Consider the following 26,360-nt stretch of genomic DNA (forward strand, 5'->3'; position numbering starts at 1 on the left):
GCCCTCCTCGTTGCTCTCGCCTCCTCGCGATGGCGATACCCAACCACACCCGGAGTCGCGCGGATGCCGCGGCTCGGACGGACTCAGCCGACACCAAGACTTGCGGCCGCGACGAACGCGGGATTCGCCTTTTCAAGATCGATAACTCCGCGGTATGCTCTCCCAATGTCTGAGCCGCGCGGAGAGCAGATCAGGGACCGCACCTCGGTGGAACTTTTCGCGGGCGGCGGCGGCTTGGCGATGGCTGTTCACCGGGCGGGCTTTCGTCCCCTCCTGGTGAACGAACTGGTCAAGTACGCGTGCGACACGCTTGAGGCCAACGCCGCCGTTGACCGCGGCGAGACCGAGCGGGTGCCCCTCCCCGGCGAGAGGTGGCCCTTGGTCAGGGGCGACGTCAGCGGGGTCAAGTTCGACTATCTGTGGGATCGGGTGGATCTCCTCGCGGGGGGACCCCCATGCCAGCCATTCAGCCTGGGCGGCGTCGCGAGGGGCGACGAGGACAAGCGGAACATGTTCCCGGAGATGTTTCGCGCCATCCGCAAGATCCAGCCCAAGGCCGTCATGTGCGAGAACGTGCGAGGCTTGCTGCGCCCGTCCTTTCGACCGTACTTCGAGTACATCGAGCGCGAGTTGCGGCTCCCCTTCCAGGAGCGTGACCACGACTCGACCTGGCGCGACCACGACGAGGTGCTCAAGGAACGTCTGGCCGAGGATCCGCCGGACCCCAAGCGGCGGTACGACGTCGTCACCACCACGGTCAACGCCGCCGATTACGGGGTTCCGCAGATCCGCAACAGGATCATCATCGCGGCGTTTCGATCGGATCTGGGAGTCGACATCGAGCGCTTCAAGCGGTCGGTGCGTCCGCGGTACTCGGAGGCTGCGCTGGTTCGATCGATGCTCGACGGCACCTACTGGCGGAGGCATCCCCAGGTGCCCGAGCACGTACGCGAGCGCGTCATGTCCCGACTACCAACTACCCCTCCCGAGGATGACGGCAGGCTTCCGTGGCGGACCCTGCGGGATGCCCTCCAAGGACTTGACGGACAGCCCTCTCTTCCGCCCGTGCCTTGGGATCGGCTCGATCGGCGAGAGCACAATCTCGGTGGGTTCACCGACCACATCGGCTGGCCAGATGCGCGCATCTACGCCGGCCATACACCGAACGAGCTCGACCGACCCGCCAAGACGGTCAAGGCGGGGGTGCATGGCGTCCCTGGCGGCGAGTCGGTGATGTTGACCGACGACCTGTGGCCTGAACCGGCCAGCGAGAAGCCGTATCCCTACCGGCATCGGTACATGACGGTACGGGAGACAGCGCGCGTCATGACCTTCCCGGACAATTGGCTGCTCGCTGGTCCTCGGGGCGAGAAGATGCGCCAACTCGGCAACGCTGTACCCGTCGTCCTCGGCGAGTTCTTCGCCAAAGCCATCGCTGCGGCGCTCGACGAGGCCGAGAGCCAACGGTGACCACCACTGCGGCCAGATCAGAGAGTCACTGGGCGGATAAGCCCCCAGACTCAAGAGCCTGGAGGGGCCGGCGCGGCCGCAGCCGAAAGGCGGCATCCTTGGAGCAAGACCGTGCCGCCGGAGGACCCGATCGGCGGTGGGTTGACCTCGGCGATGGACGTCGGGCCCGCGCCTCCGTGGAACTCAAACTGCTGCCCCGAACTCGCCGGATCCGGGCCTATCTGCGATGGTCTGACAGGGGTCGCTCGCCCGCTCGATACCTGGGCGAGGTCGAACACGACACCCGGGCCGACAACCTGGCCGAGGGATGGCGGTTGGCCTGGGCCCGAGGCCTTCTCACCCCACCGGACACCGCCTCATCATCCTGGGCGAAGAGCCCGGCTGTACGGACCGTCATGCGCGCGAACAAGGCTCGGGACACAGGCCCGGAGCGACGAGTACGCTCGCTTCTGCACAAGATGGGCTTGCGGTACCGGATCAACGCCAGACCACTGGCCGGCCTGCGCCGAACCGCTGATGTCGTCTTTCCCGCAGCTCGCGTCGCGGTGTTCATCGACGGCTGCTACTGGCACGGCTGCCCCGAGCATTACCGTCCCGCTCGCGCCAACGACCGCTTCTGGAGCGACAAGATCGCTGGGAACCGCGCCCGCGACGCGGAGACCAACGGACTGCTCACCGAAGCCGGCTGGACCGTGATCAGGATTTGGGAGCACGAGAATCCCACCGAGGCCGCCGAACGCGTCGCGACTGCGGTCCGGGAGGCGGCTTCCAACCGGCGGGCTCGTCCAGAACGGTCCTCTTTGTCGTCTTGATCTTTCTCACGATGCGAGTAGTTGACCGCTGTACGTGGCAGCTAATCCCGGCGGCTTGACGCCTCGAACGGACGACCCATGCCGAGCCGATACGGATGCGGAGAACCGCCAGGAACGGACAGTGCCTACCGACGGGGAGTACCGGATGCCGTCGATGGCGTGTCTCCATAGATATGCAGGTGGTGCCACGTTAGGTACCTCGCCCGCGGAGGCGGCGCGGCCGCGGGCAGGAGGAGACGGTCAGCCAACGGCGGTCGACCGAAAGCGGCGCGGGTCGCCGTGTCTGTCCGTACGGCGTCCGCGAGTGAGGGCTTGAGATGGATACGTAGGCCGCCGTTGACAGTCATGAGGCCAGTGTCGAAGGCGACGTCATGCGTAGGGCAGGCGGTAAGGCCGTTGCGCGCGTCTAGGCGCTCGGCCGGGGTGCTCGTCCGCCATGGCTTGATGTGACTGGCGACCAGCATCCGGGGAGCCCTATCGCCCGCCACGTTCACCGACAGGCCGCAGAAGACGCAGCGGTGACCGTGGTTGCGCAGCACCTCCTTGGCGAATCGGTGCTGACCGATGCGGGCAGCGGCGACGAGGAGGCGTTCTGTCGTCTGTTCGTCGAGATCGGCGCGCGACTCGAGCCAGGCAGTCGACGTCGCCTGTACGGCCTCCTCGACTTCCGCTGCCTCGAGTTCGTCCTGACCGATAAGCCGAAGGTCAGTGTCGTCGTCGGTGATGCCAAGAAAGTCCGGCAGGTTCTCTGAGTCGATACCGACGTCGCGCGCTGCGGCGAGTATGACCCGGTAGACGGCGCCCAGGCGCCCCGGAACCGCGAGGAGATGAGCGGCTACCTCGATCTCGTACTTGGCGCCGTTGCGTCTACTGCCGTCGAGGTTCGCCATCTTCGCCAGGACGCTGCTGTTAGGGCGTCGAAACAGACGCCCGAGTGCGGGGACAGGCTCCTCGGCTCTATGCGCGGTCGAGCCGCCGTACTTGCGGTGGTTGACCAGCAGGCTCGCGGCGAGGCACGTCAACGTCTCGACAGGAAGGAAGGCCACCTGTCGGCCGGCAGTGACCGGTGTGCGCGTGAGAATGGCCCTCCACTGGTCTCGCGCGGCGGCGGGACTAATCTCCACGTAATCGACGAAGGTGGGCACTCGCGATCGACGCCTCTCAGTAATGCAAGTTACGCGTCGAGTTCGAAGAGCGAGCCGGCGTCGGCAGCACTCACGTCCGCTGTCTCCGCGTCCACCGCACCTGCTGCGAACTGGCGGGGACCCGGGGTGTACTGCACGTCACCGCCCAACTCCCGTCGCCACCAGCCAAGGGCACTGGCATACCGACGACGCTCTTGATACAAGATGAGGTAGCCAGGCAAGGCCGTCAGCTGCCATCCAGCGGGTAGAGCGGCAACCAACTGCTGGGCGAGATCTCTCGCGGCCAAGGGTTGGGCGGGCACAACCATCAACGCGTCACGGTAAGTCTTCTTGGCTGCCGCGCCGCTGTCGAACCGCAGCAGATAGGGCAACTGGCCCTTCGCGGCCTCCAAGACGGCCGCTACCGACTGCATCCCCGGCTCCGGACGGCACTGGTATTCAAGATCAATGGGATAGGTAGCGTCGAAGTGCGCCGCCTTGACCACGCTCGTGTCGCGATTGCGCCCCGGGTCCTTGTTACCGAAACCGTTGGTGTTCCACGGGATGCTGTCATGTTCCCGATACTTCTTGATGAGCAGCTTTTCCGGCGCTGCCGCGTCAAGGTCCTCGTCAACGTAGACGCACACGAATCGAACAGCTGCGGAGTCGAGCCCAGCGCGACCGGACAGCTTGCGGAGATGTTGGGTCAGCCGGTCCTGCAGCGATCCGGCGGCCTTCCCGACGTAGACGCGCCGTTCGTTGAAGAACAGCGCGTACACGCCGGGACGACTCAGGACCGCAGAGAGGTTAGCCGCTGTCAGGGGGGTGGGCTTGAGGGGCCGCAGGGTGGTTTCCAGCTGGTCGGCGAGTGCGCGGGTGATGCTGAGGCGAAATTCAGCCGCCCACTTGTCTGTCAACGCCGCCTCCGAGCTCGCCGATCTGGGTTACGCAGTCTGACACGTCAGACCTCGGGTGCCAACCGCATGGTGGGGCGGCGTTGACATCTGGATCTAGACTTCGAGTTCCACGATCCGTGGGCAGAGGACGCCCGCCACGTCGACCACACGGTTCCCGCGCTTCTCGAGCGATTCATCGCCGGCAGCGTCCACAACTCGTTGACTCGGGAGATAAGCGACCGATGACCGCTCGGCTCAGCAGCCTCAACCTCATGCCGTCGCCACGCATCTTGGAGATGATCGCCGAGGTCGACCTGCAGCTTCATCAGTGCCTCGGAGAGTTGATCGACAACTCGCTGGACGAGCTGATCGAAGCCTCGACGCGAGACCGATCGCTGGAGCCTCGAATCGACATCACGCTGCCGACCTCCGGCGCGGCCGGTAAGTCGTCGGTCATTACGGTGGGCGACAACGGTCGGGGCATGTCGCCCGAGCGGCTGCAGCGGGCGCTTAGCGCCGGCACCTCAGGCAAGCAGCGCTTTGGCAGTCTCGGCCTGTTCGGCATGGGGTTCAACATCGCCACGGCGCGTCTCGGAGCTTTAACAGAGGTCAGGACCGGGTGTCGAGGTGACGATCAGTGGGTGATCGCGACGATCGATCTCAGGGCGATGCAGCGCGAGTCCACCTACCAGGTCCCGTTGCGTTACGAGGACAAGTCGCGTGAAGAGCACGGCACGCTGGTCACCGTCACCAAACTACGCGAAGACATGGTGACTCGGCTGAAGTCCACCCGCGCGATCAAGGAGACGATGAGCCTCTTGGGGCGCGTGTACACGTACATGCTGCGGGATCCACAGGCTGGCCACTCGGGTGCCGAGCTTATGGGTGGGGCCAATCAGCGCCTGTACGTCAACGGTCGCCCGGTCGCGCCCCACCTTCCATGCGTCTGGGACCCAAGCCGTTCCGTGCCCTATAAGGGCTCGGACGTCCATGCCGGCGACAGAATCAACATTCCGCTCACCAACGCGTACGCCTGCATGAACTGCGGCCGCTGGTACAGCGTGGCTCACGAGGAGTGCGTCGACTGCGAGAGTACCGACATCGAGGAGCGGGAACGGCGGATCTGGGGCTGGCTCGGCATCCAGCGGTACGCCGACAAGTCCGACTTCGGGCTGACGTTCCTGCGCCACGGCCGGGCGATCACGTACCAGGACAAGTCCTTGTTCAGTTGGGAGACCCCGGACGGTGACTTCGAGTTGGAGTATCCGGTGGAGCTTGGGATGGGACGGATCGTCGGCGAGATCCATCTCGACCACGCGCCGGTAAACGTGCGGAAGAACAACTTCGATACCTCATCCCACGAATGGCGTTTCATGGTCGAGAAGATCCGCGGGCCGGAGCCTCTCCGGCCGCAGATCGCCATGCGCCTGGTCGGCCGCGAGAACGCGTCTCCGTTGAGCCGCTTCTTCAACGCCTACCGCGAGAACAAGCCGGGAGTTCGTTACCTCGTCCCGGGTAACGGCACCAAGTCGATCCATGAGACCGCCAAGGGCTGGGCGAGCAAGTTCCGCGCCAACGATCCTGAGTACCTCACCGATGAGAAGTGGTACGAGGCCATCGAGACGCACGAAAGGATCAAAAACGGTCCGCCGCCCGGTCCGCCGCCACCGTCGGGGCCGGACGATGACGACTGGCTTGACGACGAAGGCCTCGGTCACCTCGGCGGGGAAAGCGACGAGCCGGCCGATGAGCCGGAACCGATCACACCGGAGACCGAGGAGGAGCGGTTCGCGCGGTGGCGATCCGCCGCGACGCTCTTGCCGGACACGGACCGGGAGGTGCGCATCGGCAACGCGCAGCCCGTCCTGCGTGTTTACGTCACGTCTGGAGTCGAACTGAGCATGGACGGCCAGAGACAGCCGTCCGCCATTCGGATCGTCGCCGGCGAGATCGAGATCTACGTCGACGCCGAGGCGACACTCATCCGCCAGTACGGATGGTCACCGTTGAACCTCGCCCTGGTCTGCTGCGCGCCACGACTCAAAAACGTCTACTCCGTCGAGGGATCCTTCGACAATCTGGTGACCTCGATCCTCGAGCAATTCCCCGACCGCCGGGTTGACGCCGCCGCTGTACGAGCTCGCGGCGACGCCCTGCTCGAGAACATGCGCGAGCGCCTCGCCGAACTCGCGCCGAAGAGTCCACACGCTTACTGGAGCGCCCTGTCCGCCGAAGCCAGGCGAGCCGCCGAGGCGATCGCGGTGAGCATCACGCCCGACGTCGACTGGAGCGGCGCGGTCGAAAATGGGGAGTTCGCGCGCTATCTCAGCGCAGAAGGCGTCTACGACCTGGTGACCAACAGTCCCGCCCTGGTGCTCGACGCCAACTTGTTCCGGACCACCTACGCCTCCCTCAGCGAGGACACCCAGGCGGACCAGATCTCCCGGATCGCAGCACTGCTGGCCGACCTGCGAAGGATGGTCGCGGGAGCGCCCATACGTAAGACGCTGGAGCTGTCTCGGCTGCTGCTGACCGCCGATCTCCTCGACGACGAGATCGTCACGATATGACGAACTCGTTTCTCGACCCGGCGTTCCTGGTCGACGAGGGGCCGAAGGGCTTCACGCGGCAGCTCGAACGACTGCTTGGTCTCATCGCGTTCACTGAGGTCGTCAACGTCGACGGCCCAGGTGACAAGGGCGCCGACATCATCGCTCGCCTCAAGGGGCAGGACTGGGTCTTCCAGGCCAAGTGGAAGAAGTCGGGGTCAGTCGACTACGACGCCGTGGACGAGGCCCACACGGCGATGCGCCACTACGGCATCCACCGCGCGGTGGTCGTGACGAACAGGGCTTTCACCCGAAAAGCCCATGAGCGCGTTCAGGCGTTGCGGGACGTCGGAATCAACATCAGCCTATGGGATGGACGCCGACTCGCGATCCTCTATGACCGCGCCCCCGACAACGTCAAACCGTTCGACCTGCATCTGTACCAGGACCGCGCGGTGGAGGCCACGTGGGCGGCCCTCACCGACGCCGGCCAGGCTCTGGTATATCTGGCCACCGGCCTCGGCAAGACCGTCGTCGCCGGTCGAGTACTGAGACGCTTCCTGCTGGCCAACCCGGGCGCGCGCGTGCTGGTCACCGCACATATGATCGATCTTGTGGAGCAGCTGGAACGCGCCATGTGGCGTGACATCCCCAAACAGGTCCCCACGCGGCTCCTCCACGGTGACTCGAAGCCGCACGCCTTGCCCGGCGTGACCTTCGGTGTCGCTCCGACGGCCCGCGGCTACGTCGAGTCCGGCTATTCGCCCGGCCTCGTCATCGTGGACGAGGCCCACCACGTTGGCGAAACCGGCAACTACGCCTCGCTGCTCGAACGTTTACCCGAGGCCAAGCGGCTCGGGGTCACCGCTACGCCGTGGCGTGGCGACAAGTACGACATCGAGCGAACGTTCGGAGACCCGGTCGTCCGGGTGTCCATCTCGCAGGGCATGAACCTCGGCTACCTGGCCGACGTCAAGTACAGCGTCTTCGCCGACAACATCGACTGGGACTTCGTACGCGAGGCCTCCCAGCACGGCTACACCATCAAAGACCTCAACAAGCGTCTGTTCATCCCCGAGCGGGACGACGCCGTCAAAGGGCACATCGAGAAAATCTGGGACCGGACGCCGAACCCTCGAGCCATAATCTTCTGCCAGACGATCGAGCACGCGGAACGGATGCGCGACTTGATCGCGTTGCGTCCCGGTTGGGAGCAGGCTGCAACGCTGCACGCGAACCTGAAGACCAGAGAACGACGCAAGCGGCTCTTGGGCTTCCGCTCCGGCGAGGTACCGATTCTGGTAGCCGTGGACATCCTCAACGAGGGCGTCGACGTCCCCGACGTCAACATCCTGTGCTTCACCCGGGTCACCCACAGCCGACGGATCTTCGTGCAGCAACTCGGGCGAGGCCTACGCCTATCAAAGGGCAAGAGCCATGTGGAAGTTCTCGACTTCGTCAGCGACATCAGGCGCCTCGCCGAGGTCTACGACATGCGCGAGCAGGTGTCCGAGGCCGAGATCGAACAGGTATCGGTCGGGCGCAATCAGTTCGTCTTCGAGGATCTGCGCGTACGGGACCTGCTGGAACAATGGATGGCCGACGTCGGGGATCTGGGTGGCGCCGACGACAGCGTACGCCTCGAGTTCCCACCCATTGGGGGAATCTGATGGCGGCGCTCCCACCCCAGGTACGGACCGAGGTCCTCATGGAGATCGTCGGCCAGATGGACGCCGCACGCTGGGAGGAACTATCCGCACCGGCCGCCACCGATATGTACAACCGCTTCGTGAAGGACCCGAAGATCGGCGGCAGACTGGCGCCGTTCATGACGGCGCACCAAATCAGGGTCTGGATCAAGGACGGGCCGGCAAAGGAGTATCGACGCGCGCTCGAGGGCATCGGGACGATCGCGACCTTCACGAAACGCGCCTACCCCGGCCCAACGTCCGTCGTCCGTCTCGCGCTCGGAGACCAGTGGTCGCCCAGGCCGGACACGATCGAGGTAAAGCCCATGAGGTGCTTCGCCGACGGCCCCAGCGGCGCGTCCATGTTCATCATCTGGGGGCCGCTCACCGCCCTTCAAAGCCTGATCTGGAACTCCTGCCTGGTTCGCGCCCACGATCCACTTCAGCCGATCACCGTGGTCATCACCAAACCCAACAGCGCGCCCCTGCCGCCGGCCGATTGGGAATTGGTAAAAGCGCTCAGCGCCATCGTTGACGCCAACTGCCATCAGATTACGTACGCGGTGAGCCGGAAGCCTTGAGACTAGGCTGGGGCCGTACCTATCGCTCCAGCCCACGTCGGCGCATCACCGCTGGCGGCATCGATCACAGGTCGAGTGCTACCAGGTCGAGGCATTCGAGGAGGCTGGTTTGCGGGCGTGGTTGGTCCGAGTTCTGTCAGTCGTTGCCGCAACGGTGCAGTGTCGCGGTCGCGGTCGCGTTCGGCGACGTCGCGCAGGTCGGTGAAGAGTTGGACGGCGGTGTGTAGTCGCGGGGTTTCTTGGTGGCGATGAGGTGGTTGACCTGCTGCCACACGCTGCGTTGGCCGACGGCGAGGGCGTCGAGTCGTCTTGGCGTGTCGCGGTCACCGACCAGCTGCCGGCCACGGGCTTCGACGTCGGCGAGGTGGAGCGGCGGAACCGGAACCTCACCCGGCTGGGCGACGCCGTCGAACTGGCCAAGACTCACAACATGGTGCTCGACACCACCGCCCCCGCCGGCGCCAGCAGCCCGCTCGCGACGGCCGCTGACATCGCCGGTACCGGGGACAGGGCACACGGTCATCTCCGCCTGTACAGCGCGAGGGCGACATCATCAGGGCTGACCGTTTTCTCCTGCGTCGCGCAGAGCAACACCCACCGGCCCTGGCCAGCGAACCAGTCCACGCAGGAGTACGGGAGGCCGGGTGCGGTGAACCTGTCTCGCGGACGCCGCCAGTGGCGGTCATCGCCGCAGCCGAGCTCGCCTGCCGGCTAGTCATCGACAAGGCGACCCACCAATGCGCCCTGCCAGCGACTACGGCCGACGTTCGCAGGCCCCAGCCTGATCCGCCCTTCGACCGGCTCGGCCTGCTCACACCAGAAGCCGTTTCCGCCCCGGTGGCGTTATGGCCCGCCCCGTTCCCGTGGTGATCCATGGCCGACGCTCGCCACACGATCACCGCAGCAGATGGACGTGCCGCACTGCGGGAGACGGGCGGTCCGCTCCTCGGGTGGTGGGACAGCGATAAGGTGAACGTGCGTTCTGCCGGCGAGGTCGTGGATCCCGCCGCCTTCGGCACCTGCTCGACCCGGCGAGAAAGCTTTGCCCAGCACGCCCTCCACCGGGCGATCGCCGCTCTCGGGCACCCCTGGATGGGTTATGTCGGCGATTGGCACAGCCATCCGGCACCGTGTGAGGCAAGCGCGCAGGACCTCAAATCCATCCGCAGCGCCTCCCGCACCTACCCCCAACCGCTGCTGCCCATCGTGCACCGCTGCGACAGCGTCCTCGACATACAAGCAGCTCGTCGTGGCAGGTCACACAGGGTCCTAGAGGTCACGGCCTGAAGCGTTCAGGGATCCCGCTCCAACGCAGAACCGCGTGGGCACCGCTGCAACTTGCGGAGAACCGAAGCAGTTGCTACCTGCACCTGCGGCTGCCCGCAAATCGCCCCTCCCGTCCTCAGGGGAGCTTCGGTCCTCCGGGGGATGGCTCTACGTCTACCCTGCTGGTTCACTGGCCACGGGCATATTGATGAAAGAGGCACGGAGTGACCAGTCAGCCGGACGAACCGCAGCGCCCGCGCCCGGGTAACGAGCCGGCTAGACGTGCGGAGGCCGATGCTCTGCTGCGTAACGGGGCCGAGCGTCTTGTCCGGGCCCAGCTGATGACCCGGGAGGATCAGGACTTCGCGCGCAGCCAGAAGAGCATGATCGGCCAGACCATGCGGGAGTACGGCGGCCGCTTCCTGTTCGAGCTGATCCAGAACGGGTACGACGCGCAGCCGCCGGACGCGGCCCCCTCGTCGGCGCGGTCCTAGCCGAGCAGACTGACGAGTGGACCGAAGAACGCCGCTACATGGGCCTGGAGCTCCTCGCCAAAGCCCGCTTGGTCACGATCGACACCGGCCAACACAACACCAACCAGCCCGACCCCGCCCCGATTGCCGCATAACATCAGACCGGATCCCGCGATGGCCGTCTCTTACACCACCAGCGCGGACGCGACCGCAATACGCCGCTTCACCCCCCAGCCGGCATCTGCGGCAGCCCGCCTCGTACCTGGGGCGGCGTCAAGGAACTCACTCTCCGGATAGTTACCGCCGCCGGGTGGGCCTCGTCGCACAAACTCGCGCTCGAAGACGGCACGGATGACCTTCCCTCGCGGAGCCCAGCCCCGGGTATACGCGCCGGGCCGTCGCACCTCTCGTCCTGCGGGCGCCGTCAGGTCGCTCTGATCCGTCCGCCAACCGGAGGCAGGCCAGAGTCACGCGCAGCCGGACTGCGGCTTACGGTCAGGCCATCCGACCGCCAGGGCCGTCCAGATGATGATCATTCGGCCCACCATATTGGTCAGTATTACACACCTGAACGTCCTTCAAGCCCGTCGATCAAGCTCTTTCCTACTGCACGGAGCACACCTAGATTTGGTGCGGTGCCGGCAATTGCCTCAATCAATGGGCCACAGGCAGACATACGCCGTCGAGCGGTTTGGACCGCGCGGCGACCATGGACCCGTCCGGACATCAGCAGCGTCCGTACCGTCAGGGCAGGCCGGACGGTGGCCCCGGCCGGACGAGGGCTTGCACGCCCAAGGCCCTCCCCTCGACCCTTCGCCACGTCCGCCGGGGCCGTCGGTCCGGTCCTGTGACAGCGACCGCCCGGGACCGGGAACCCCATATGGTGGCTCCGCCCCCGCCTGCCTCCACGCTCGGAGGAAGAGAACACACGACGGCGTTGCCCAGGACGGACATGGCTACGGAAAGTCCGCGTCGACCACGGAGGATGACAGTGCACGCGCTCGGCAGAGCAGGCCGGCGGATCTTTCCTGATCCAGGTGTCCTGGCAGTCACACATGGATACCACCCTCTGGCGACGGATGCGACCGCCATGCTCGCTACCGGGCTCTTCACTGACGTACTGGCTCTCGGCGCCGACCTGCCCGATCCTGCGGGAGCGGTTGAGCGGGTGAGGCAGATCGTGGTCCCGACGGTCAGCCTGCCTGAAGGGGTCTACTGGTTCGGGGGCCTAGATCCGGCTCCGCTGCTCGTGGTCACCTCGGGTGCGATGCCCGGTGCGGGGATCCACGAGCCGGCTGCCGAGGTGGCCGAGGACTCGCCCGTGGCCTCTGCATTGGGCTGGTTCGACCACCTTTGGGACAGCGCCAACGAGGTGCCGCTGCCCCGGTTCGACGTCACCGATGAGGTAATCACCCGAGCTGGGCAGGACGGCATGATCAAGTCCCGTCAGTTCACGCACGGTCGTTGGATGTACCAAGTCTTCGCCGGCAGCCGCGTCCAGCGTGTCGAAGAGGGCGCCCTGCTGCCGAGGCCGACGGTCGACTCCCCCAACGCATGGGTGCGCACCGAGCCCGCCCCCGCCGAGCGCCTTGCCGCCACCCTGACCAGGGCGAAGCTAGAGAAGCAGTTCACCGACACGGTCTTCTCGTTCCGGGCCACGCGCACCATCTTCCGGCCGTACCAGTTCAAGCCGGTGATGAAGTTGCTGAGCACAGGGTCACTGCGGTTGCTCATCGCGGACGAGGTCGGCCTCGGCAAGACCATCGAAGCCGGACTGTTGTGGACTGAACTCGATGCCCGCAGGCACGCGAACCGGGTGCTCGTCGTGTGTCCCTCCGTACTGCTGACCAAATGGCAGCACGAAATGCGCGAGAGGTTCGGCTTCGAGCTGACCGAGCTCACCGGTACGGGGCTGGCCGACCTCAAGGACCGGCTCGAGTCGGATCGCCTGCCCAGAAGGATGGCCTGGATCTGCTCGGTGGAGCGGCTACGGGCCTGGAAGGGGCTGGCGGACATCGAGCAGCTGGGTCTCCAGCTGGACCTGGTGATCGTGGACGAGGCCCACGTCTTCCGCAACTCGAACACCAAGAGCCACGCGTTGGGTGAGCTGTTGTCCCGCTGGGCGGATGCGTACGTCTTCCTGTCCGCTACCCCGGTGAACCTGCGCAACAACGATCTGTACAACCTTCTTGAGCTGTTGGTGCCCGGCGAGTTCCAGGACCTGGCGGACCTGCAAGAACGGATCGAACCCAACAGAGTCCTCAACCGGATCACGGGTTCCCTGCTTGACGCCTCGGTCAGTAACGCCACACGTAGGCGGTGGCTGTCGGTTCTGTCCGACAGCACGTTCGGCCGAGTCATCACCATGCGGCCCGACTTCGTTCTGCTGTGCGAGATCTTGGAGCGACCCCACCTGTCCCCGACCGACGTGGTCCAGGTGAAACGGATCTGCAGCGAGTTGGGCGGGCTGTCGGCCCAGGTCACGCGAACCCGCAAGATCGAGGTCCAGGAGGACAAGGCGATGCGGGAGCCGCGCCCTGTCCCGGTGCGTTGGACCCAGCGTGAGCACGACTTCTATCAGGCATACCTGCAGTGGTGCATAGAGCGGGCGAGGGTCAAGGACACGCCGCTGCACTTCGGCATGCAGATGCCGCTCCGCCTCGCGGGCAGTTGTCTCCCCGAGGCGACGGCACTGGTTCTCACCTGGGGGCAGACACCGGACGTGCAGGATGAGGTGAACGCCTCGGCGAGGCCGTCGGCCGCAGTGCGCGGTCCGGATGTGCCGCCGTCGCCGCAGTTGCGGGAGCTGGCAGCCGGCATCGACGTGGACACAAAGCTCGAGCAGTTTCTTGACGTGGTCGACGATCTGATCAGCCAGGGCAGGCAGGGACTCGTCTTCACGTTCTCCCGTAGGACGTTGTCCTACCTTGAGCGGCATCTGCGAGGCCGGTGCCGGATCGCGGTACTGCACGGTGGTGTGAGCAGGGACGACCGGGCCAAGGTCATGGCCGATTTCCGGACGGGTGGCTACGACATCGTCGTAGCCACCAAGGTCGCGAGTGAGGGCTTGGACTTCGAGTTCTGCTCCGTCCTGGTCAACTACGACCTGCCGTGGAATCCGATGGAAATCGAACAGCGTATCGGTCGGATCGACCGGATCGGCCAGACCGAGCAGAAGGTCGTGATCATCAACTTCACGACTCCCGGGACGATCGAGTCGGACATCCTTGAGCGGGTACTCACCCGGATCGGCATCTTCGAACACGCTATCGGGGCACTGGAACCGATCATCGAGAGCATGTGGCCCGACGTCGAGTCCTCCCTGCTCGACTTCGCCCTGACCCCCGCCCAACGGACGCAGCGCACCCAGGAGTTCCTGGCGGCGGTCGCAGAACGGAAACGGGCCGCCGACGAGATCGAGTCGGCCGCACCCCACCTCATATCGAGTGACGGCGTCGACATCGAGGGCCTCGAGCCCGACCTGCTCGCATCCGGCCGGTATGTCGGGCAACAGGAACTGGCCCTGCTGGTGAGCGACTGGGTGGGTAGCTACGACGGACGCTGCCAGATCAGTGGCGACCACGTGACCGTGATCGGCAACAGCGAGCTCGCCGGTCACGTTCGTGACCTCGCACAGCGTGGTGAGAAGACCAGGTCCGAGGTGGACCGGATCCTCAGCGACCTTACGCAGCAACTGCCAATTCAGCTGTCCCTGGACCAGGAGGCGTCCCGCACCACCGGTGTGCCGCTCCTGACGGCCAACCACCCGTTGGTACGGGCCGCGTTGGACGTACCGGGGCACCGGCAGACCAGATTCTCCGCGATCACGATGGCGGCGGGCGACGCCGGGCTGGCCCCGGGCACCTACCTCGTCCATCTTTGCATCGCCAACTGGAACGGCGTCAGGCCACTGCACGAGGTATGGAACGTCACCGTTGACGCCCGAACCCTGCAGGTTGCCCCCGACCTGGGTGACCGGTTGATGGCGGCTGTGGCAGCCGGAAACCTGCAACCGGCGTGGTTCGACGGGTCGATCGACCTACGGCCCGCACTCGGCGTGAGCAGTGACCTGCTGGTCCGAAGGCAGATCCGGAGCCAGAGCACGTTGACCGCCGAGAACGAGGCCTTCCTCGCCTCACGGCGACTCAGCGTCGAGCAGGTCCATCAACGGCGGACACAAGCACTGGAGTCACGCATCACCACCCTGCGGGCCCGCGGCAGGGAGCGCATGGTGCCGCTCTTCGAGGCCCAACAGCAGCGAGAGGACAACCGCTACGCGGGCCTCCTGCAGGACATAACGGCACGATCGACGGCCATGCTCAGTACCGAGGACCTGGCCGTCTGCGTAGTGGAGGTGCAGTAGGTGGCCAAGATCAGCGACGAGGAACTCGCCTACGAGATCGCCACCAACCGAAGCTACCTGCGGGCATTGGAGCGACGGCTCGCCCGAAAGAACCCCGAAATCTCCGTCACCGCGAACGAGCGCTACGTCGACAACGTCCCTCGAGGTGAACGGGCAAGCGTCGGCCCTCTCTACGGCCGAGTCGGCCTTGCCGGTCCCGACAGGGATCTCGGGGTCGCCTTCTACATCGGCACGCGGTACCTCAACAGCGCGGACTGGGACTATCCGGTCATCAACTGGGCCGCACGGACAGCGAAGGTGTTCTTCGACCCGTACGCCACCCATGAGCTAGACGCAGACGTCGTGGTGCGCCGAACACTGACGGCGCGCGGCGCGGAGGTGGTACACGCCTCCGACGACTGGGCGGTCACTGTGCCGGCCGACCAGTCGCCTTTCAAGGCAGGGAAGCTGCACGTCCCCCCGGCACCACCGCGCCGGCAGGTCGGGCGCCCTACCAACTCAACGTCGTCATATGCCCCTACCGCCGCGTCGACAGACCACCCTGCAGGGCAGGCGCCCAAAACCCGGCGGAGCACGCCACCCAGCCCGAAGTCCAGACCTAGGACACCGAGAAAGGACCCATCGCCGGCGGCCCCCGCAGCGCGTCCGGCCGCCGTGGCGGGAAAGAGCACCGCACGCCGGCTGCCACTGCCGGACAAACCAGCGGACCTGGCAACATGGCAACCGCACGCACCGCTCGTCGTCGCCTTCTCGGAAGACTGCCGGGCCGATCCCGAAGGTATCGCGGCCGTTCGCGCAGTCGAGATGGTGCGATACCTGGCCCGCAAACAACGGCGCGTGCTCGTCGTGTCAGCATGGACCACCCCGCTGCCGAAGATCATCCGCAGGATCCACACCGCAGCAGCGCTCGTCGGGCTGCTCAACGCGGAAATCCCCAAGACCATAACCGTCGTTCAAGAAACCGAGTGGCTGGCCGGAATCGCCGGATACACCCGCTTCACAGACACCCGAGAGCCAGATGCCCTTGACGTGGGCCGGTATGTCAAGGACATCGTGGAGCAGGCCGTCAGGCTCTGCCGCCGACGCCTGGGGTGGGCACAGCGCGACCTCCACCTGTCGGCGAAGCTCAAGGTCACCTACGAGGTGATCCGATTGGGCGGAGTGCCCACCGAACCACTGAAGCTCGGCAAGTACTCCGCAGAATGGATCGCGACCCTACCGCCGTTTGGAGCCGCTTGGGGGCAACTACGCTATCTCGCACTGTTCGCCCAACTGGTCACCTCGATCAAAGGCCCCGACAGTCGGAGGCCCTACGGCCACGTCATCGTCCACGGCGAACACGATCTCTCCGGCCTGTCCTGCGCCGTCCTACGAGCGAACAACCCCACCGCGCAGTGGACGATCCTCACCGAGCTGACCGGCCCCGGATCACCGACCATCGACAAAGGTCGCGCGCTTAACATCGTGGAGCGCCTCGGCGTCCAAGACAACCGCGGAGAAGTTGACGCGATCACCGTCCACGGCGCCAGACTGACCAGACATACGGTCGCCCTGCCCAAACCGAAGGCCGCCCCCGCCACGCCGCCCGGAGTCAACGACCGGGCACCCGACCGCCGACCCCAACCGGCCGAGCACAGACAGCGGTCCGCCTCAGCGCCCGGCGACCTCGAGAACGGCATGCGTGCCGTCGACGCGGTCCGTTACGCCTTGCACGCGCCCCGAACAGAGGCGATGACCTCCGTGCTCGCCACTCTCCAACCCGACCAATACCGCCTGGTCACCCAACCGCCGACAATGCCCCTGATCATCCAGGGGCACCCGGGTACCGGGAAGACGATCATCGCCGTGCACCGTGCGGGCTACCTGGTCAACGAGGAGACAACAAAGAAGAGCGCCATCCCACGGGTGCTCCTGCTCGGACCTACCGAACAGTACGTTCGCCACGTGTCGCGCACGGTCCGGGAACTCGACCCTACCGGCGCCGTAACGGTCAAGTCGCTTCCCGAGTGGCTCGCCGAACTGGCCGGTCTGGGCACCACCACCGTACAGCCGGGTGAAGGGACAGCGGAGGACGTCGCTGGCTTCATCGTGGCCTTGGCGAAACACGCGGTGGCGGAGTGCCATAACCGACCGGGGTGGAACGTGAGCCGCCTGGCCGACAAGGTCAAGATGGCCTACGAGGCCCTGCGCAACAGCAACGACCCACAAAGACGCCCGCCGGCAAGCCAGACGGAGCAGCGGTGGATCGAAACCCTCCCACCTTTCCCAAAGGTCTGGGGAAAACGTCGCTACCTCCCTCTCCTCGCGCAACTCGGTCTGCTCCTCAGCGAGAACAAGTCCCGATACGGGCACGTCGTCGTCGACGAGGCCCAGGACGTCTCGGAACTCGAATGGGAGATCATCCAGGCCCACAACACCGGACGATGGACGATCGTCGGAGATCTGAACCAACGTCGCCGGCTGGACATCGGCCACCTCGACTGGCACCAACTGGCGGATAGGCTTCACATACTTCCCGATGCCCAACTGTTCCAACCTGAGGTCGTGGAACGGGGATACCGCTCCACCCAGCCGATTCTCGACTTCGCCAACCGTCTTCTGCCACCCAGCGAGAACCAACCATGTTCACTCCAGACAGATGGGCCGGAACCTTCCGTCATCCGAGCCAGCACACCCGGCAAGCGCGACCTCCGGGCCGTCAGTGAGGCGAGCAGACTGCTGGACTCGTACCCCGGCGGAACGGCAGCGATCATCACCACCGATCCAGACGCCATCGACAAACTGCTTCTCAGCAATCGGTGGCGACGAACAGACACGGCAGCAGGTGCGGGTGACTGGACCAGTGAGGGACGCCGGCTGGCCGTCCGCACGCCCGACTCGGCAAGGGGTGTGGAGTTCGACGGGGTCGTGGTCGTGGAGCCGCGCTACTTCGTACGACAGGAGGAATTCGCCGGGACCCTGTACACGAGCCTGACCCGGGCTAACCGGGAACTTGTCGTGGTGCACAGCAAGCCATTGCCTGAACCACTCGCACAACGCTGACCGCCAACTTTGCTGGCCCCCAGCAGGCGACCACAGCAACACCCTGCCTCCACCAAGCTGAGCGCTAGGTCGACCGCGAGTAGCAGCCGAGAGAGGACGGGCCCGCTCGAAGCCGAACGCCGACGTCAGTGCCTCGGTGCCGGCGAGGTCGCCGCGGTGCTTGGCCGCGATGACCACGGCGGCGCGTGGACGATCTCCGCAGGTTCGGGGTGTACCCGCTCACACCGAGTCAGACCGCTTCCACCACGCCGTTCGGTAGTCGCGATCACAGCGCCGACATGCTTGGTGAGAAGCACCTGAGCATCGGACCGTCTGTGCGACGGGCGTTCACCACCAGCGGCTCCTGACTCGGAAGGGTGTAGGGGACGTTCGACGACGGGGCGCATCGTGTGAGGTGTGATGCGGTCGCATTCGTGGTCCTTCGCGAACCGGGCAGCCTGCTCGTGTTCGCCGAGGTTGTCCAGGGCCTTGAGGAGGTCGGTTACCAAGATGTCGAGGCGGTGGGTTGCGGCCTCGGCGGCGAGGAACCGTTCGTGGTGGGTGACTGCCCGGTGGCCGCACCACTGGCGCAGTAGTTCGTGCCGGGGCCGGTCGTGGCGGCGGTACCAGTCGTACTCCCATTCCGGTGTCGTCGACCGGCTGTCGCGGCCGACGCGGTGGTCACCGCCGAACTTGCATTTGTGGCGGGACTGGGCTTCCTGCTCGATGACGAGGTCGAGGACCTGGATCGGATGGGCACGGCACGCGGCCTCGACCAGTTGGAGGGTGCCGGCCGGTGACAGGATGGTCCGGCCGTCGTGGTCGAACCATTCCGCCGAGGCGAGGATGTCGTCGATCGGGCCGCCGATGATCTCGCATAGCCGGGCCCTGCCGCGGATGTCGGTGGCGCATGACACCGGGGACCAGAGCAGTTCGGATTAGCGCATGACTGGTTCAGCATGCAGCATCGCGCAAGTCACTAAGCCGGCATCCGGCCTTCTAGGATCGGCGTGATCTCGTCGCTGTACATCTCGATCCAATCTTCTCGCGACCCGGCCAGCGGATGCTGGACAAAAGGCACGTACCGGCAGAGATTACGTAGGTCAACGGAAGTGACGTCGGGGCCGTACTGGAGCCAGTCGTCGGCCGTAGCCCACCTCTGGCGATCGAGGATGGATACACCTCCAGGCGGAACGTCACCGCGTCCGCTCGGCGTCAATACCCACGCGAGAGGCCGAAAGAAAATCTCGGCGAAGGTGCTGTAGTGCTCTCGCCGCTTGAGCACCCGCAACGAGTGCACCGGCCCAGTCAGCCGGGCGGCGGGAGCCTCGTATATCGCGAAACGCAGCGTGGCACCGTCCGGCATCGAGATATGACGGCGCTGGGCCTTAAGGTCTTCGGCCAACTCGGGAAAGATAACGCGCAGATTCGGGCTGATAGCGAACATGCCGAACATGACCGACCGGGCCACCAGACCCGGCGCAACTGAGACTGGTGGAGTTGGCTGCGACTCTGGGAAGTGGAAGTGGCTCGGCAAGCGCTTATAGGAACGCAGGCGGCGCGCGAAGTCAGCGTAGGCGTCATCGTAGCGAGCTCCCGCCAGACTGTTGCACTCTGCGCACAAGCCACGCAGCCACAGTCCTCCAGCGTAGTGACGCCCTGACTGGAGGATCCTCTCGGAGATCCGCACTAAGGCGCTCGTCACCTGCTCACTGTTGCCAGCAGCCTGGGGCGGCACGTGCGCTTTCGTCATCCGGCGCGTCTCGCCACACAGTCCGCATGGTCTGAGGCCTGGGTTTCGCAGGTCTAGGCCTAGAGAACCAGGCGGGCGCCTGTCAGGCATGGATTGAAGCTAGGTCTTTGTTGCGATGAACTGCTGCTCGCGCCGTCGCTCGCGGTTTGGACAAGGTCACACGGATCACGCCAGCTGCACGCCACCAAGCCGGCGCTACAGCCGTGCCACGCTGCGCGCCGCCCAGCCACGCTACGCCGGGTTCCTGCTCACGATAGGCCATGCTTCCTCCAATGCATCCACATCAAGGTGTCCAGTACGCGTAGTGCGGGCACGTGAGGTGCGAGTGAGGCAATATGCGCTCGACGACTGGGGTCTTGGAGGACCCGGCGAAAGGTTGTCCAGTAGGTGCCCGTGAGGCAGCCAAGACGCCCGTGCACGACGTCATCGACGATCGGGATTAATTCGGGACGCTTCCGCGCCATGAGCTTTCCGGCAATCGTCCGCCCTACGCCATCAACGTTTCGCAGCAGCGACCACAACGAGCCGGACCAAGCCAAATCGTCATCGGTCGCTTCCCAAACGGCGACACCGACTGGAATCCTGGCCAACAGAGCCGACGTCTGGTTGGCGAGCTTCCCTCCAGGCAGGAGGGCTCGCGCCGCAGCCACACCTGGATTCACGTCCAGCAGCGTAACGGCGAGCAGGTCGGCAGTGCCGATCGCGTACGGCTCGTTGGGAGCAAGTCCGAGGAATGTATCGCCGGCATACGTAGTCGTAGGGTCGTAGAACTTCGTAACCGCGCTCGGTGATCGCTCATCGGAGAGCAGGGCGTCGATCAAGGCCGCTACGTGTTCGACTTGATCCGGGGGCGGTTCGGCAAGCGGTTCCGGCACACCATCATCCAACATCAGCACATCGTCCTTGTCACCGCCGACAGAGCCACGCCCGGCGGACCACTCTGTCCGCACCAGCCGGCACTTCGGGGATCCGTACTCTCTTGCCGCCGAAACGCGCGTGCGGCCCACAGCGCTCTGGCACCGCCCGTTCAGCCTGCTCGCGATCGGTTACACACTGCCACGCCCTGACGTGGCGCTGCCCATTGTCGGTGGGGGCGCCTTTGGCCCCCCGGGTGAGGTCGTCTGAAGACCGTCCGAACCAGATGGCGATGTCGCGGCGATTACGGAGGCTTCCGTGGAGTCTTCCGCCGCGGCTTCACCGCCTCTCACCCTCGCCTGCCCTTATCCAGCGCCGCGATACGGCTGTCAGCGCCGCGCACCCCCGTGATCGTCCTGCGTCATCGCCCAGGAGCTCAAGGAGTGGAGTCAGACGCATCTGGCCAACGAAGTTTCCGTCACCGCGCTCGGGCAGTACGAGTCCGGCACCACCAGACCATCCGCGAGAGTCGTCACCGAGCTCAGCAACGCGCTGGACGTGCCCGCCGCCTTCTTCGCACACCCGGTCACGGACACGCACGACGGCTTCTTCCGGTCGACCAGGCGGACGCCAGTGGCGCACCGGCGTCACGCTCCCGCCTTCGCTCACATCGCCCGCGATCTCGCCGGCTTCGAAACGGCCGAACACACACAGCCATTTCCACTCCCGGCCCTACGGGCACGGTAGCCCTGAGCCTGCCGGTGACCTCGTCGACCACACCTACCGCCAGGCCATCACCGCCGCCGGCACCGCTGCGCCGCCGCCCTCGACGCCGAGCGCTACCTCGCCACCATCACCTGACCGGCACCGCCCGAGGTCCGGCCAGCGCGGCCGGACCACGGGCCTACGGCGATCCGCGCAGGCGGGCGGCGATGTCGGCGGCCGTCGCCTTCGCGGTCCGGCCAGCCTCTTCCAGCGTCGCCAACGCCGACCCGGTCCAAACGCCGTAGCCGAGCAGGTAGAGGCGGGGCTCGCCCACCGACCGGGTGCCCTCGATGGCCGCCTTCCCGTGCCGCCATCCGGGCAGCAGCGGCGCGAGGTGGGTGAGGTTGGGTCGGAAACCCGTACACCAGATCACCGCGTCGCAAGCCTCCGCCGCACCGTCGGCCCACCGCACGACACGCGCGGTCAGCCGCGCGTACACCGGACGGGCGTGCAGAATCCCACGGTCCCGTCCCTCGCGGACGCTGGGCACCATCACGATGTCCCCCAGGTCGCTGACACCACCACCGGCACCACCGGAGGCCTTCCGGGTGGCCACCCCGAACAGCACCCGACCGTTGACGTCGTCCGGCATCAACCGCGGCGGGCGCAGGGTGACCCAGGTCGCCTCGCGACTCGCGACACCTCCGCGAGGATCTGCGCCGCGGAATTACCACCACCGACGACCACGACCCGCTGCCCTCGGAAGTCCTCCGGCGAGGTGTAATGCACCGTGTGCAGCTGCCGACCGGCGAACTGCTCACGGCCCGCGATGTCCGGCACGTACGGGCACTCCCACGTACCGGTGGCGGAGATGACGTACCGGGCCCACCAGGTCCCGTCGTCGGTTCCACCGTCAAGCGGTCCCCGGCGCGCCGCACCTCGCGGACACGGACCGGCCGGCGCACCCGCAGCTCATACCGTTGCTCGTATGCCTGTAGGTAGTCCACGACGTGCCCGGCGGTCGAGAACTCCTCACCCTCCTGCCGCGGCATCCCCCAGCCCGGTAGCGGGCTGTACTCCGCGGGCGAGAACAACCGCAACGACTCCCAGCCGTGTCGCCACGCCCCGCCCGGCTGCGACTGGGCATCGAGGATGACGTAATCCAGACCGGCGCGGCGCAGGTAGTAGCCCGCCCGCCAGGCCCGCCTGCCCGCCGCCGCCGCCGCCGACGACATCACACGACGCCACGCGCGGCACCTCCCTCGATTCGCAGATCATCATGTCGCAACGACGAAGGCGGCGAGCGCCCATAGGAACTCACGGTGATCCTGCCCTCGTTCACCAGCCGATAGATGGTTCTTGCTGCAACGATGCAAGGCGTGGGAACTGTAGAGATCGAGACGCCTGCCATCTCGCCGCTCGCCGGCGAGCCGATCGACCGCGCCGACGCCGAACGGCTCGCGGGAGTGCTCAAGGCGTTCGCCGATCCGGCCCGGTTGCGACTGCTCAGCCTGATCCAGTCGGCCCCCGAGGGGGAGGCGTCCGTCAGTGACCTCACCGCGCCGCTCGGGCTCTCCCAGCCGACCGTCAGTCACCACCTGCGGAGTCTCACCGAGGCCGGCCTGCTCGAGCGGGACAAGCGGGGCGTCTGGGCCTACTACCGGCTCGTGCCGTCCGCCATCGCCACGATCGCCGACCTGCTGACCCCGCCCCGCAAGCGAGCAACGAAGAAGACCCGCTGACCGACGCCATCGAAGACCGCCGTTGACGCCTGACGACTCCGCCGTGCGAGGGCCGAACCGCGGGGGTTCCGCGTCCCACCGCGCGTGATTGCACCGTGAGCAGCGGACTCAACGGTCAGGCATGCCCGCCGCGGAGAGGGTTGTCATGTCTTACGGTCGGCGGCGGTGGATTTCGGCTCGACGTTCCTCGTAGCTAATCACGCTGTCACGCCGCAGCCAGTAGACGTTCGGCCGACGGGCCGACGCAAGCGCACAGATCTGGGCCAGGTTCAGCCGCACCAGCTCGATGATGTGGTCGCGGGTCGCGTCGCCGGGAAATAGGAACATGTGCACCTTGGCCTTCAAGAAGGCTTGCAGCTCCAGCTCCCGTTTGAGGATGTTCTGGTCGCGGCCGAACACGACCCAGCCCTTCTCGCCTATCACCGGCAGCCAGTCCTCGTCCGTCAGGCCCTGCTCCAAACGCTCTCGGGTGAACACGGAGGCGGGGCTGTGAACCTGGTAGCCACGGTCGACGATGCACCGACGCAGCGACCGGCCGTGCATGTTCTCGTCGATATAGAACTCAGGCGGCGCGGCCCAGGAGGATGCGTGCGGCAGCTCGGGCGTCGTGGATGTCGATCCCGAACTCGTCCGCGACTGCTTCAGCGCTCTCACCCGCCTTCATCATGCCGGCGACGTCAGCCACTCGGGTTCCCGTCGCAGCGAAGATCGGTTGTCCAAAGGACCGCCGCATGTTGACGACCACCTTGGCTGGCTGCCAGTTCGACAGCGTCAGCTGCTCAGGGATCCCGTCGCTGTCGAAGGCGATGTACTCCATGTGATCAGCCACGATCTCCTTGATCACATGCTGGTTGGTGCCGCCGACGATCAGCCCTTCCCCTGACCGGGTCTTGCTGAAGTCCCACAGCACGTCGATGCCGTCGGTAGCCAACTCGGGCGCCACCAGGACGTATTCGCGGCCGAACTCCCGCTGAAGTTCCGCCAGGGCGGGCCGAATCTTCTGCGGTCGCACTCCGGCGGTGCGCAGCGCCTCCAGCACGTGCGCCTCAGCCAGAGCGATGAACGTGACCGGCAGAACATCCGGATGACCATCGGCGACGTGCAGCAGAGGCCCGCCGCGCTGGTAGCCGCGCGCCCACCGGTGGAAGGTCTGTCGCGGTACTCGAAGATGACGTCCGGCTTGGGCGAGATTGAGAATTCCTTCCGTAAAGCGAACATCGCCCATCTCTCCCCCTTTCCGCACGCTGCAGGACACCTGTCAGCAGCATTGCATAGGCGACGTGCTGAGCGCACCATCGCAGGAGTGTCGCGCTTCTGATGCCGGGCCCGGGAGCACGTTGTGAACACGAAGAGTGCCACTGAACAGGACTTATGCAGCTCTGCTGATCTTCAGCAGGCGATCACAGCGGCGCGCATGAGCGACCGGGGCAAGTAGCCCGAATAGAGAGAAGCCGCAGGTCATCAGCCTGCGGAAACAAACGGAGCGTCGGGTTAGGAAACCGATGCTCTATCCCCTGAGCTACGAGGGCGCGAGGGCACAGTCTAGCGACCTGGGGGTTCATCTGGGGTGGCAGGGAGTGGCCCACGTTCACCCACGTCACCCGGACCCCTGTTCGCCCAGCCCAGGGAGTCTCTACGCGAGTTCGCACAGCGCCACCTCTGCTGATCTTGGTTGTTTGGGCTGGTAGGGGGTCTTGTCGCGGATGCAGGCCCAGAGGACGTTGAGGCGTTGTCTAGACAGGGCGGCGGTGGCTTGACGGTGGGTTTTCCCTTCGGCTCTTTTCTTGTCGTAGTAGGCGCGTGATCGTGGGCAGTGGGTCAGCGCGGTGAAGCTGGACATGCTGAACACCCGGCGCAGCCCTCGGTGGTAACGGTGGGGTCGGACCTGGTGGCCCTGCCTGCGGCCGGAGTCCCGGGAGATGGGCGCGAGGCCGGCGTGGGCGGCGAGCGCTGCGGGGCTGGCGTAGGTGGTGAGGGTGCCGGCGTAGGCGAGGAACTCGGCGGCGAGGGTGGTGCCGATGCCGGGCAGGCTGGTGACGATCTCTCCCAGCTCGTGCTCCGCGACGATGCCGGCGATGGTTTCCTCGATGGCGGTGATCCGGTCGTTGACCGCTTCCAGGTCGGCGGCCATCTGCGCCACGATCCCGGCCGCAGTGGCCTCTCCGGCGACGGCGACGGTCTGCGTCCGCGCGGCAGTGAGGACTTTGACGGTCAGCGCCTTGGCGGCCCGCACGCCGTGCTGGCGTAGGTAGTCCAGGATGCGGGCTTCACCGGCGCGGCGCAGTCCGCCGGGGGTCTGCCACTGCGCGAGGAGCCGAAGCGCGCCCTTGCTGCGCAGGTTCAGCGTCTTCTCCAGGGCGGAGCTGATCATGGTCAGTAGGTCCTGGATGTGGGCGGTGATGCGGACCCGGTCGAGTCGGCGGGAGACGAGCAGCTTCAACTGCTGCTGCACCCCGTCCGCATGCGCAGGGTCTGGGCGATGACGTAGGCGTCGTGGGCGTCGGTCTTGCGTTTGCCGTGAAAGGCCTCCGCCATCCGCGAGGTGACCGTGCCGCTGACGTAGCGCACGTCCGCGCCCCGGTCGAACAGGACCGCCAGCACCAGCGACGCGGGTCCGCCGGGCAGGTCGACGGCCCAGCGGATCGGCTTACGGCGTTTGCCGAGCCGTCCGGCGATGCCGGAGATGGCCTGCTGGTCGTTGGGGATCTTCTCGGACAAAACGACGGTGCCGTCGTCGTCGACGACGCACACGTGGTGGTGGGTCTTGCCGACGTCGACGCCGGCCCACAGGCTGCCCACCGGGCATCACCCTTTTCGCTCGTGCTGGTCAGGGGGTGTGGACCCGCCGCGGTTCAGTAGCCACAACTTCGGAAAGGGCGATCGGTCGCAAGTCTCCATCCAGTGCTGATACAGCGGTCATCAGCGAGGGTCGGGGCGTCCTACTCCTAGCTGGCCATGACATAGGCGGCACACACCCAGACAGTCACCCGACCCTCCGGGTCCACCCCTGCAAACGACACGGTTCGATGTCTGGTTGCGGGTCCCGACGGACGCCTGGAGCG

The 26,360-nt window shown here is 66.0% G+C and carries 23 protein-coding genes; 12 read left to right on the forward strand and 11 right to left on the reverse strand.

Translation table 11 applies throughout. The features are described from left to right. Window positions 1-165: 165 nt before the first annotated feature. Together AB0B02_RS01645 and AB0B02_RS01650 are read left to right on the forward strand one after the other, a co-directional pair. Entirely contained in the window at window positions 166-1,470 is a 1,305-nt protein-coding gene (locus AB0B02_RS01645) for a DNA cytosine methyltransferase (RefSeq protein WP_357293531.1), read from the forward strand. Window positions 1,471-1,865: 395 nt separating this feature from the next. Beyond that, complete coding sequence (locus AB0B02_RS01650; RefSeq protein ID WP_357293543.1) at window positions 1,866-2,282, forward strand: very short patch repair endonuclease; 417 nt, start codon at window positions 1,866-1,868, stop codon at window positions 2,280-2,282. Between the two features lie 125 nt (window positions 2,283-2,407). On the opposite strand, the gene AB0B02_RS01655 is transcribed toward AB0B02_RS01650, so the two are convergent. Together AB0B02_RS01655 and AB0B02_RS01660 are read right to left on the reverse strand one after the other, a co-directional pair. Further along, the gene (locus AB0B02_RS01655) at window positions 2,408-3,427 is read right to left on the reverse strand and encodes an HNH endonuclease (protein ID WP_357293548.1); all 1,020 of its coding nucleotides are present in this window, start codon (window positions 3,425-3,427) and stop codon (window positions 2,408-2,410) included. A 29-nt stretch (window positions 3,428-3,456) separates the two neighbouring features. Further along, window positions 3,457-4,323, reverse strand: coding sequence for a GIY-YIG nuclease family protein (locus tag AB0B02_RS01660; RefSeq protein ID WP_357293574.1), 867 nt, complete (start codon window positions 4,321-4,323; stop codon window positions 3,457-3,459). Between the two features lie 221 nt (window positions 4,324-4,544). Between AB0B02_RS01660 and AB0B02_RS01665 the strand changes: the two genes are divergently transcribed. From AB0B02_RS01665 to AB0B02_RS01700, 8 genes are all read left to right on the forward strand, one after another. Then, a complete protein-coding gene (locus tag AB0B02_RS01665; RefSeq protein WP_357293583.1) occupies window positions 4,545-6,872 on the forward strand; it encodes an ATP-binding protein in 2,328 nt (775 codons plus the stop codon). Beyond that, a complete protein-coding gene (locus tag AB0B02_RS01670) occupies window positions 6,869-8,521 on the forward strand; it encodes a helicase-related protein (RefSeq protein ID WP_357293587.1) in 1,653 nt (550 codons plus the stop codon). The genes AB0B02_RS01665 and AB0B02_RS01670 overlap by 4 nt, the downstream gene beginning before the upstream one ends. Before the next feature lie 38 nt (window positions 8,522-8,559). After that, complete coding sequence (locus AB0B02_RS01675) at window positions 8,560-9,120, forward strand: hypothetical protein (protein WP_357293592.1); 561 nt, start codon at window positions 8,560-8,562, stop codon at window positions 9,118-9,120. A gap of 253 nt (window positions 9,121-9,373) precedes the next feature. Further along, complete coding sequence (locus tag AB0B02_RS01680) at window positions 9,374-9,835, forward strand: hypothetical protein (RefSeq protein WP_357293597.1); 462 nt, start codon at window positions 9,374-9,376, stop codon at window positions 9,833-9,835. 158 nt (window positions 9,836-9,993) lie between these two features. Beyond that, window positions 9,994-10,407: a Mov34/MPN/PAD-1 family protein gene (locus AB0B02_RS01685; RefSeq protein WP_357293611.1), complete on the forward strand. Its 414-nt coding sequence runs from the start codon at window positions 9,994-9,996 to the stop codon at window positions 10,405-10,407. 320 nt (window positions 10,408-10,727) lie between these two features. Continuing rightward, the gene (locus tag AB0B02_RS01690; RefSeq protein ID WP_357293617.1) at window positions 10,728-10,880 is read left to right on the forward strand and encodes a hypothetical protein; all 153 of its coding nucleotides are present in this window, start codon (window positions 10,728-10,730) and stop codon (window positions 10,878-10,880) included. A 1,069-nt stretch (window positions 10,881-11,949) separates the two neighbouring features. Continuing rightward, the gene (locus tag AB0B02_RS01695; RefSeq protein WP_357293625.1) at window positions 11,950-15,222 is read left to right on the forward strand and encodes a helicase-related protein; all 3,273 of its coding nucleotides are present in this window, start codon (window positions 11,950-11,952) and stop codon (window positions 15,220-15,222) included. Beyond that, window positions 15,223-18,264 (forward strand): AAA family ATPase, encoded by a 3,042-nt coding sequence (locus tag AB0B02_RS01700; protein ID WP_357293632.1) that lies wholly within the window; start codon window positions 15,223-15,225, stop codon window positions 18,262-18,264. A 125-nt stretch (window positions 18,265-18,389) separates the two neighbouring features. On the opposite strand, the gene AB0B02_RS01705 is transcribed toward AB0B02_RS01700, so the two are convergent. The 3 genes from AB0B02_RS01705 to AB0B02_RS01715 form a co-directional block, all read right to left on the reverse strand. Further along, on the reverse strand, window positions 18,390-19,160 hold the full coding sequence (locus AB0B02_RS01705; RefSeq protein ID WP_357293637.1) for a hypothetical protein: 771 nt from the start codon (window positions 19,158-19,160) through the stop codon (window positions 18,390-18,392). 62 nt (window positions 19,161-19,222) lie between these two features. Next, window positions 19,223-19,699: a hypothetical protein gene (locus AB0B02_RS01710; protein WP_357293642.1), complete on the reverse strand. Its 477-nt coding sequence runs from the start codon at window positions 19,697-19,699 to the stop codon at window positions 19,223-19,225. Between the two features lie 545 nt (window positions 19,700-20,244). After that, window positions 20,245-20,946, reverse strand: coding sequence for a DUF6308 family protein (locus AB0B02_RS01715; RefSeq protein ID WP_357293654.1), 702 nt, complete (start codon window positions 20,944-20,946; stop codon window positions 20,245-20,247). A gap of 328 nt (window positions 20,947-21,274) precedes the next feature. Between AB0B02_RS01715 and AB0B02_RS01720 the strand changes: the two genes are divergently transcribed. Beyond that, window positions 21,275-21,598 (forward strand): helix-turn-helix transcriptional regulator, encoded by a 324-nt coding sequence (locus AB0B02_RS01720; protein WP_357295777.1) that lies wholly within the window; start codon window positions 21,275-21,277, stop codon window positions 21,596-21,598. A 157-nt stretch (window positions 21,599-21,755) separates the two neighbouring features. Here AB0B02_RS01720 and AB0B02_RS01725 read toward each other — a convergent pair whose 3' ends face one another. Both AB0B02_RS01725 and AB0B02_RS01730 read right to left on the reverse strand, forming a co-directional pair. Next, window positions 21,756-22,208, reverse strand: a complete 453-nt coding sequence (locus tag AB0B02_RS01725; protein ID WP_357293661.1) for a hypothetical protein — start codon at window positions 22,206-22,208, stop codon at window positions 21,756-21,758. After that, on the reverse strand, window positions 22,208-22,429 hold the full coding sequence (locus tag AB0B02_RS01730) for an NAD(P)-binding domain-containing protein (protein ID WP_357295785.1): 222 nt from the start codon (window positions 22,427-22,429) through the stop codon (window positions 22,208-22,210). The genes AB0B02_RS01725 and AB0B02_RS01730 overlap by 1 nt, the downstream gene beginning before the upstream one ends. Before the next feature lie 497 nt (window positions 22,430-22,926). Here AB0B02_RS01730 and AB0B02_RS01735 point away from each other — a divergent pair, with 497 nt between their 5' ends. After that, window positions 22,927-23,298, forward strand: a complete 372-nt coding sequence (locus AB0B02_RS01735) for a metalloregulator ArsR/SmtB family transcription factor (protein ID WP_357293681.1) — start codon at window positions 22,927-22,929, stop codon at window positions 23,296-23,298. A gap of 150 nt (window positions 23,299-23,448) precedes the next feature. On the opposite strand, the gene AB0B02_RS01740 is transcribed toward AB0B02_RS01735, so the two are convergent. The 4 genes from AB0B02_RS01740 to AB0B02_RS01755 all read right to left on the reverse strand — a co-directional run bounded on the left by AB0B02_RS01740 (window position 23,449) and on the right by AB0B02_RS01755 (window position 26,097). Beyond that, complete coding sequence (locus AB0B02_RS01740; protein WP_357293693.1) at window positions 23,449-23,952, reverse strand: hypothetical protein; 504 nt, start codon at window positions 23,950-23,952, stop codon at window positions 23,449-23,451. After that, a complete protein-coding gene (locus tag AB0B02_RS01745) occupies window positions 23,861-24,523 on the reverse strand; it encodes a DUF433 domain-containing protein (RefSeq protein WP_357293706.1) in 663 nt (220 codons plus the stop codon). Before AB0B02_RS01745 ends, AB0B02_RS01740 begins: the two co-directional genes overlap by 92 nt. 408 nt (window positions 24,524-24,931) lie before the next feature. Beyond that, window positions 24,932-25,750: a transposase gene (locus AB0B02_RS01750; protein ID WP_357293719.1), complete on the reverse strand. Its 819-nt coding sequence runs from the start codon at window positions 25,748-25,750 to the stop codon at window positions 24,932-24,934. Next, on the reverse strand, window positions 25,735-26,097 hold the full coding sequence (locus AB0B02_RS01755; RefSeq protein ID WP_281943191.1) for an IS110 family transposase: 363 nt from the start codon (window positions 26,095-26,097) through the stop codon (window positions 25,735-25,737). Before AB0B02_RS01755 ends, AB0B02_RS01750 begins: the two co-directional genes overlap by 16 nt. Window positions 26,098-26,360: the final 263 nt, after the last annotated feature.

The organism is Micromonospora sp. NPDC049240, from assembly GCF_040647835.1.
Lineage (GTDB): Bacteria > Actinomycetota > Actinomycetes > Mycobacteriales > Micromonosporaceae > Micromonospora.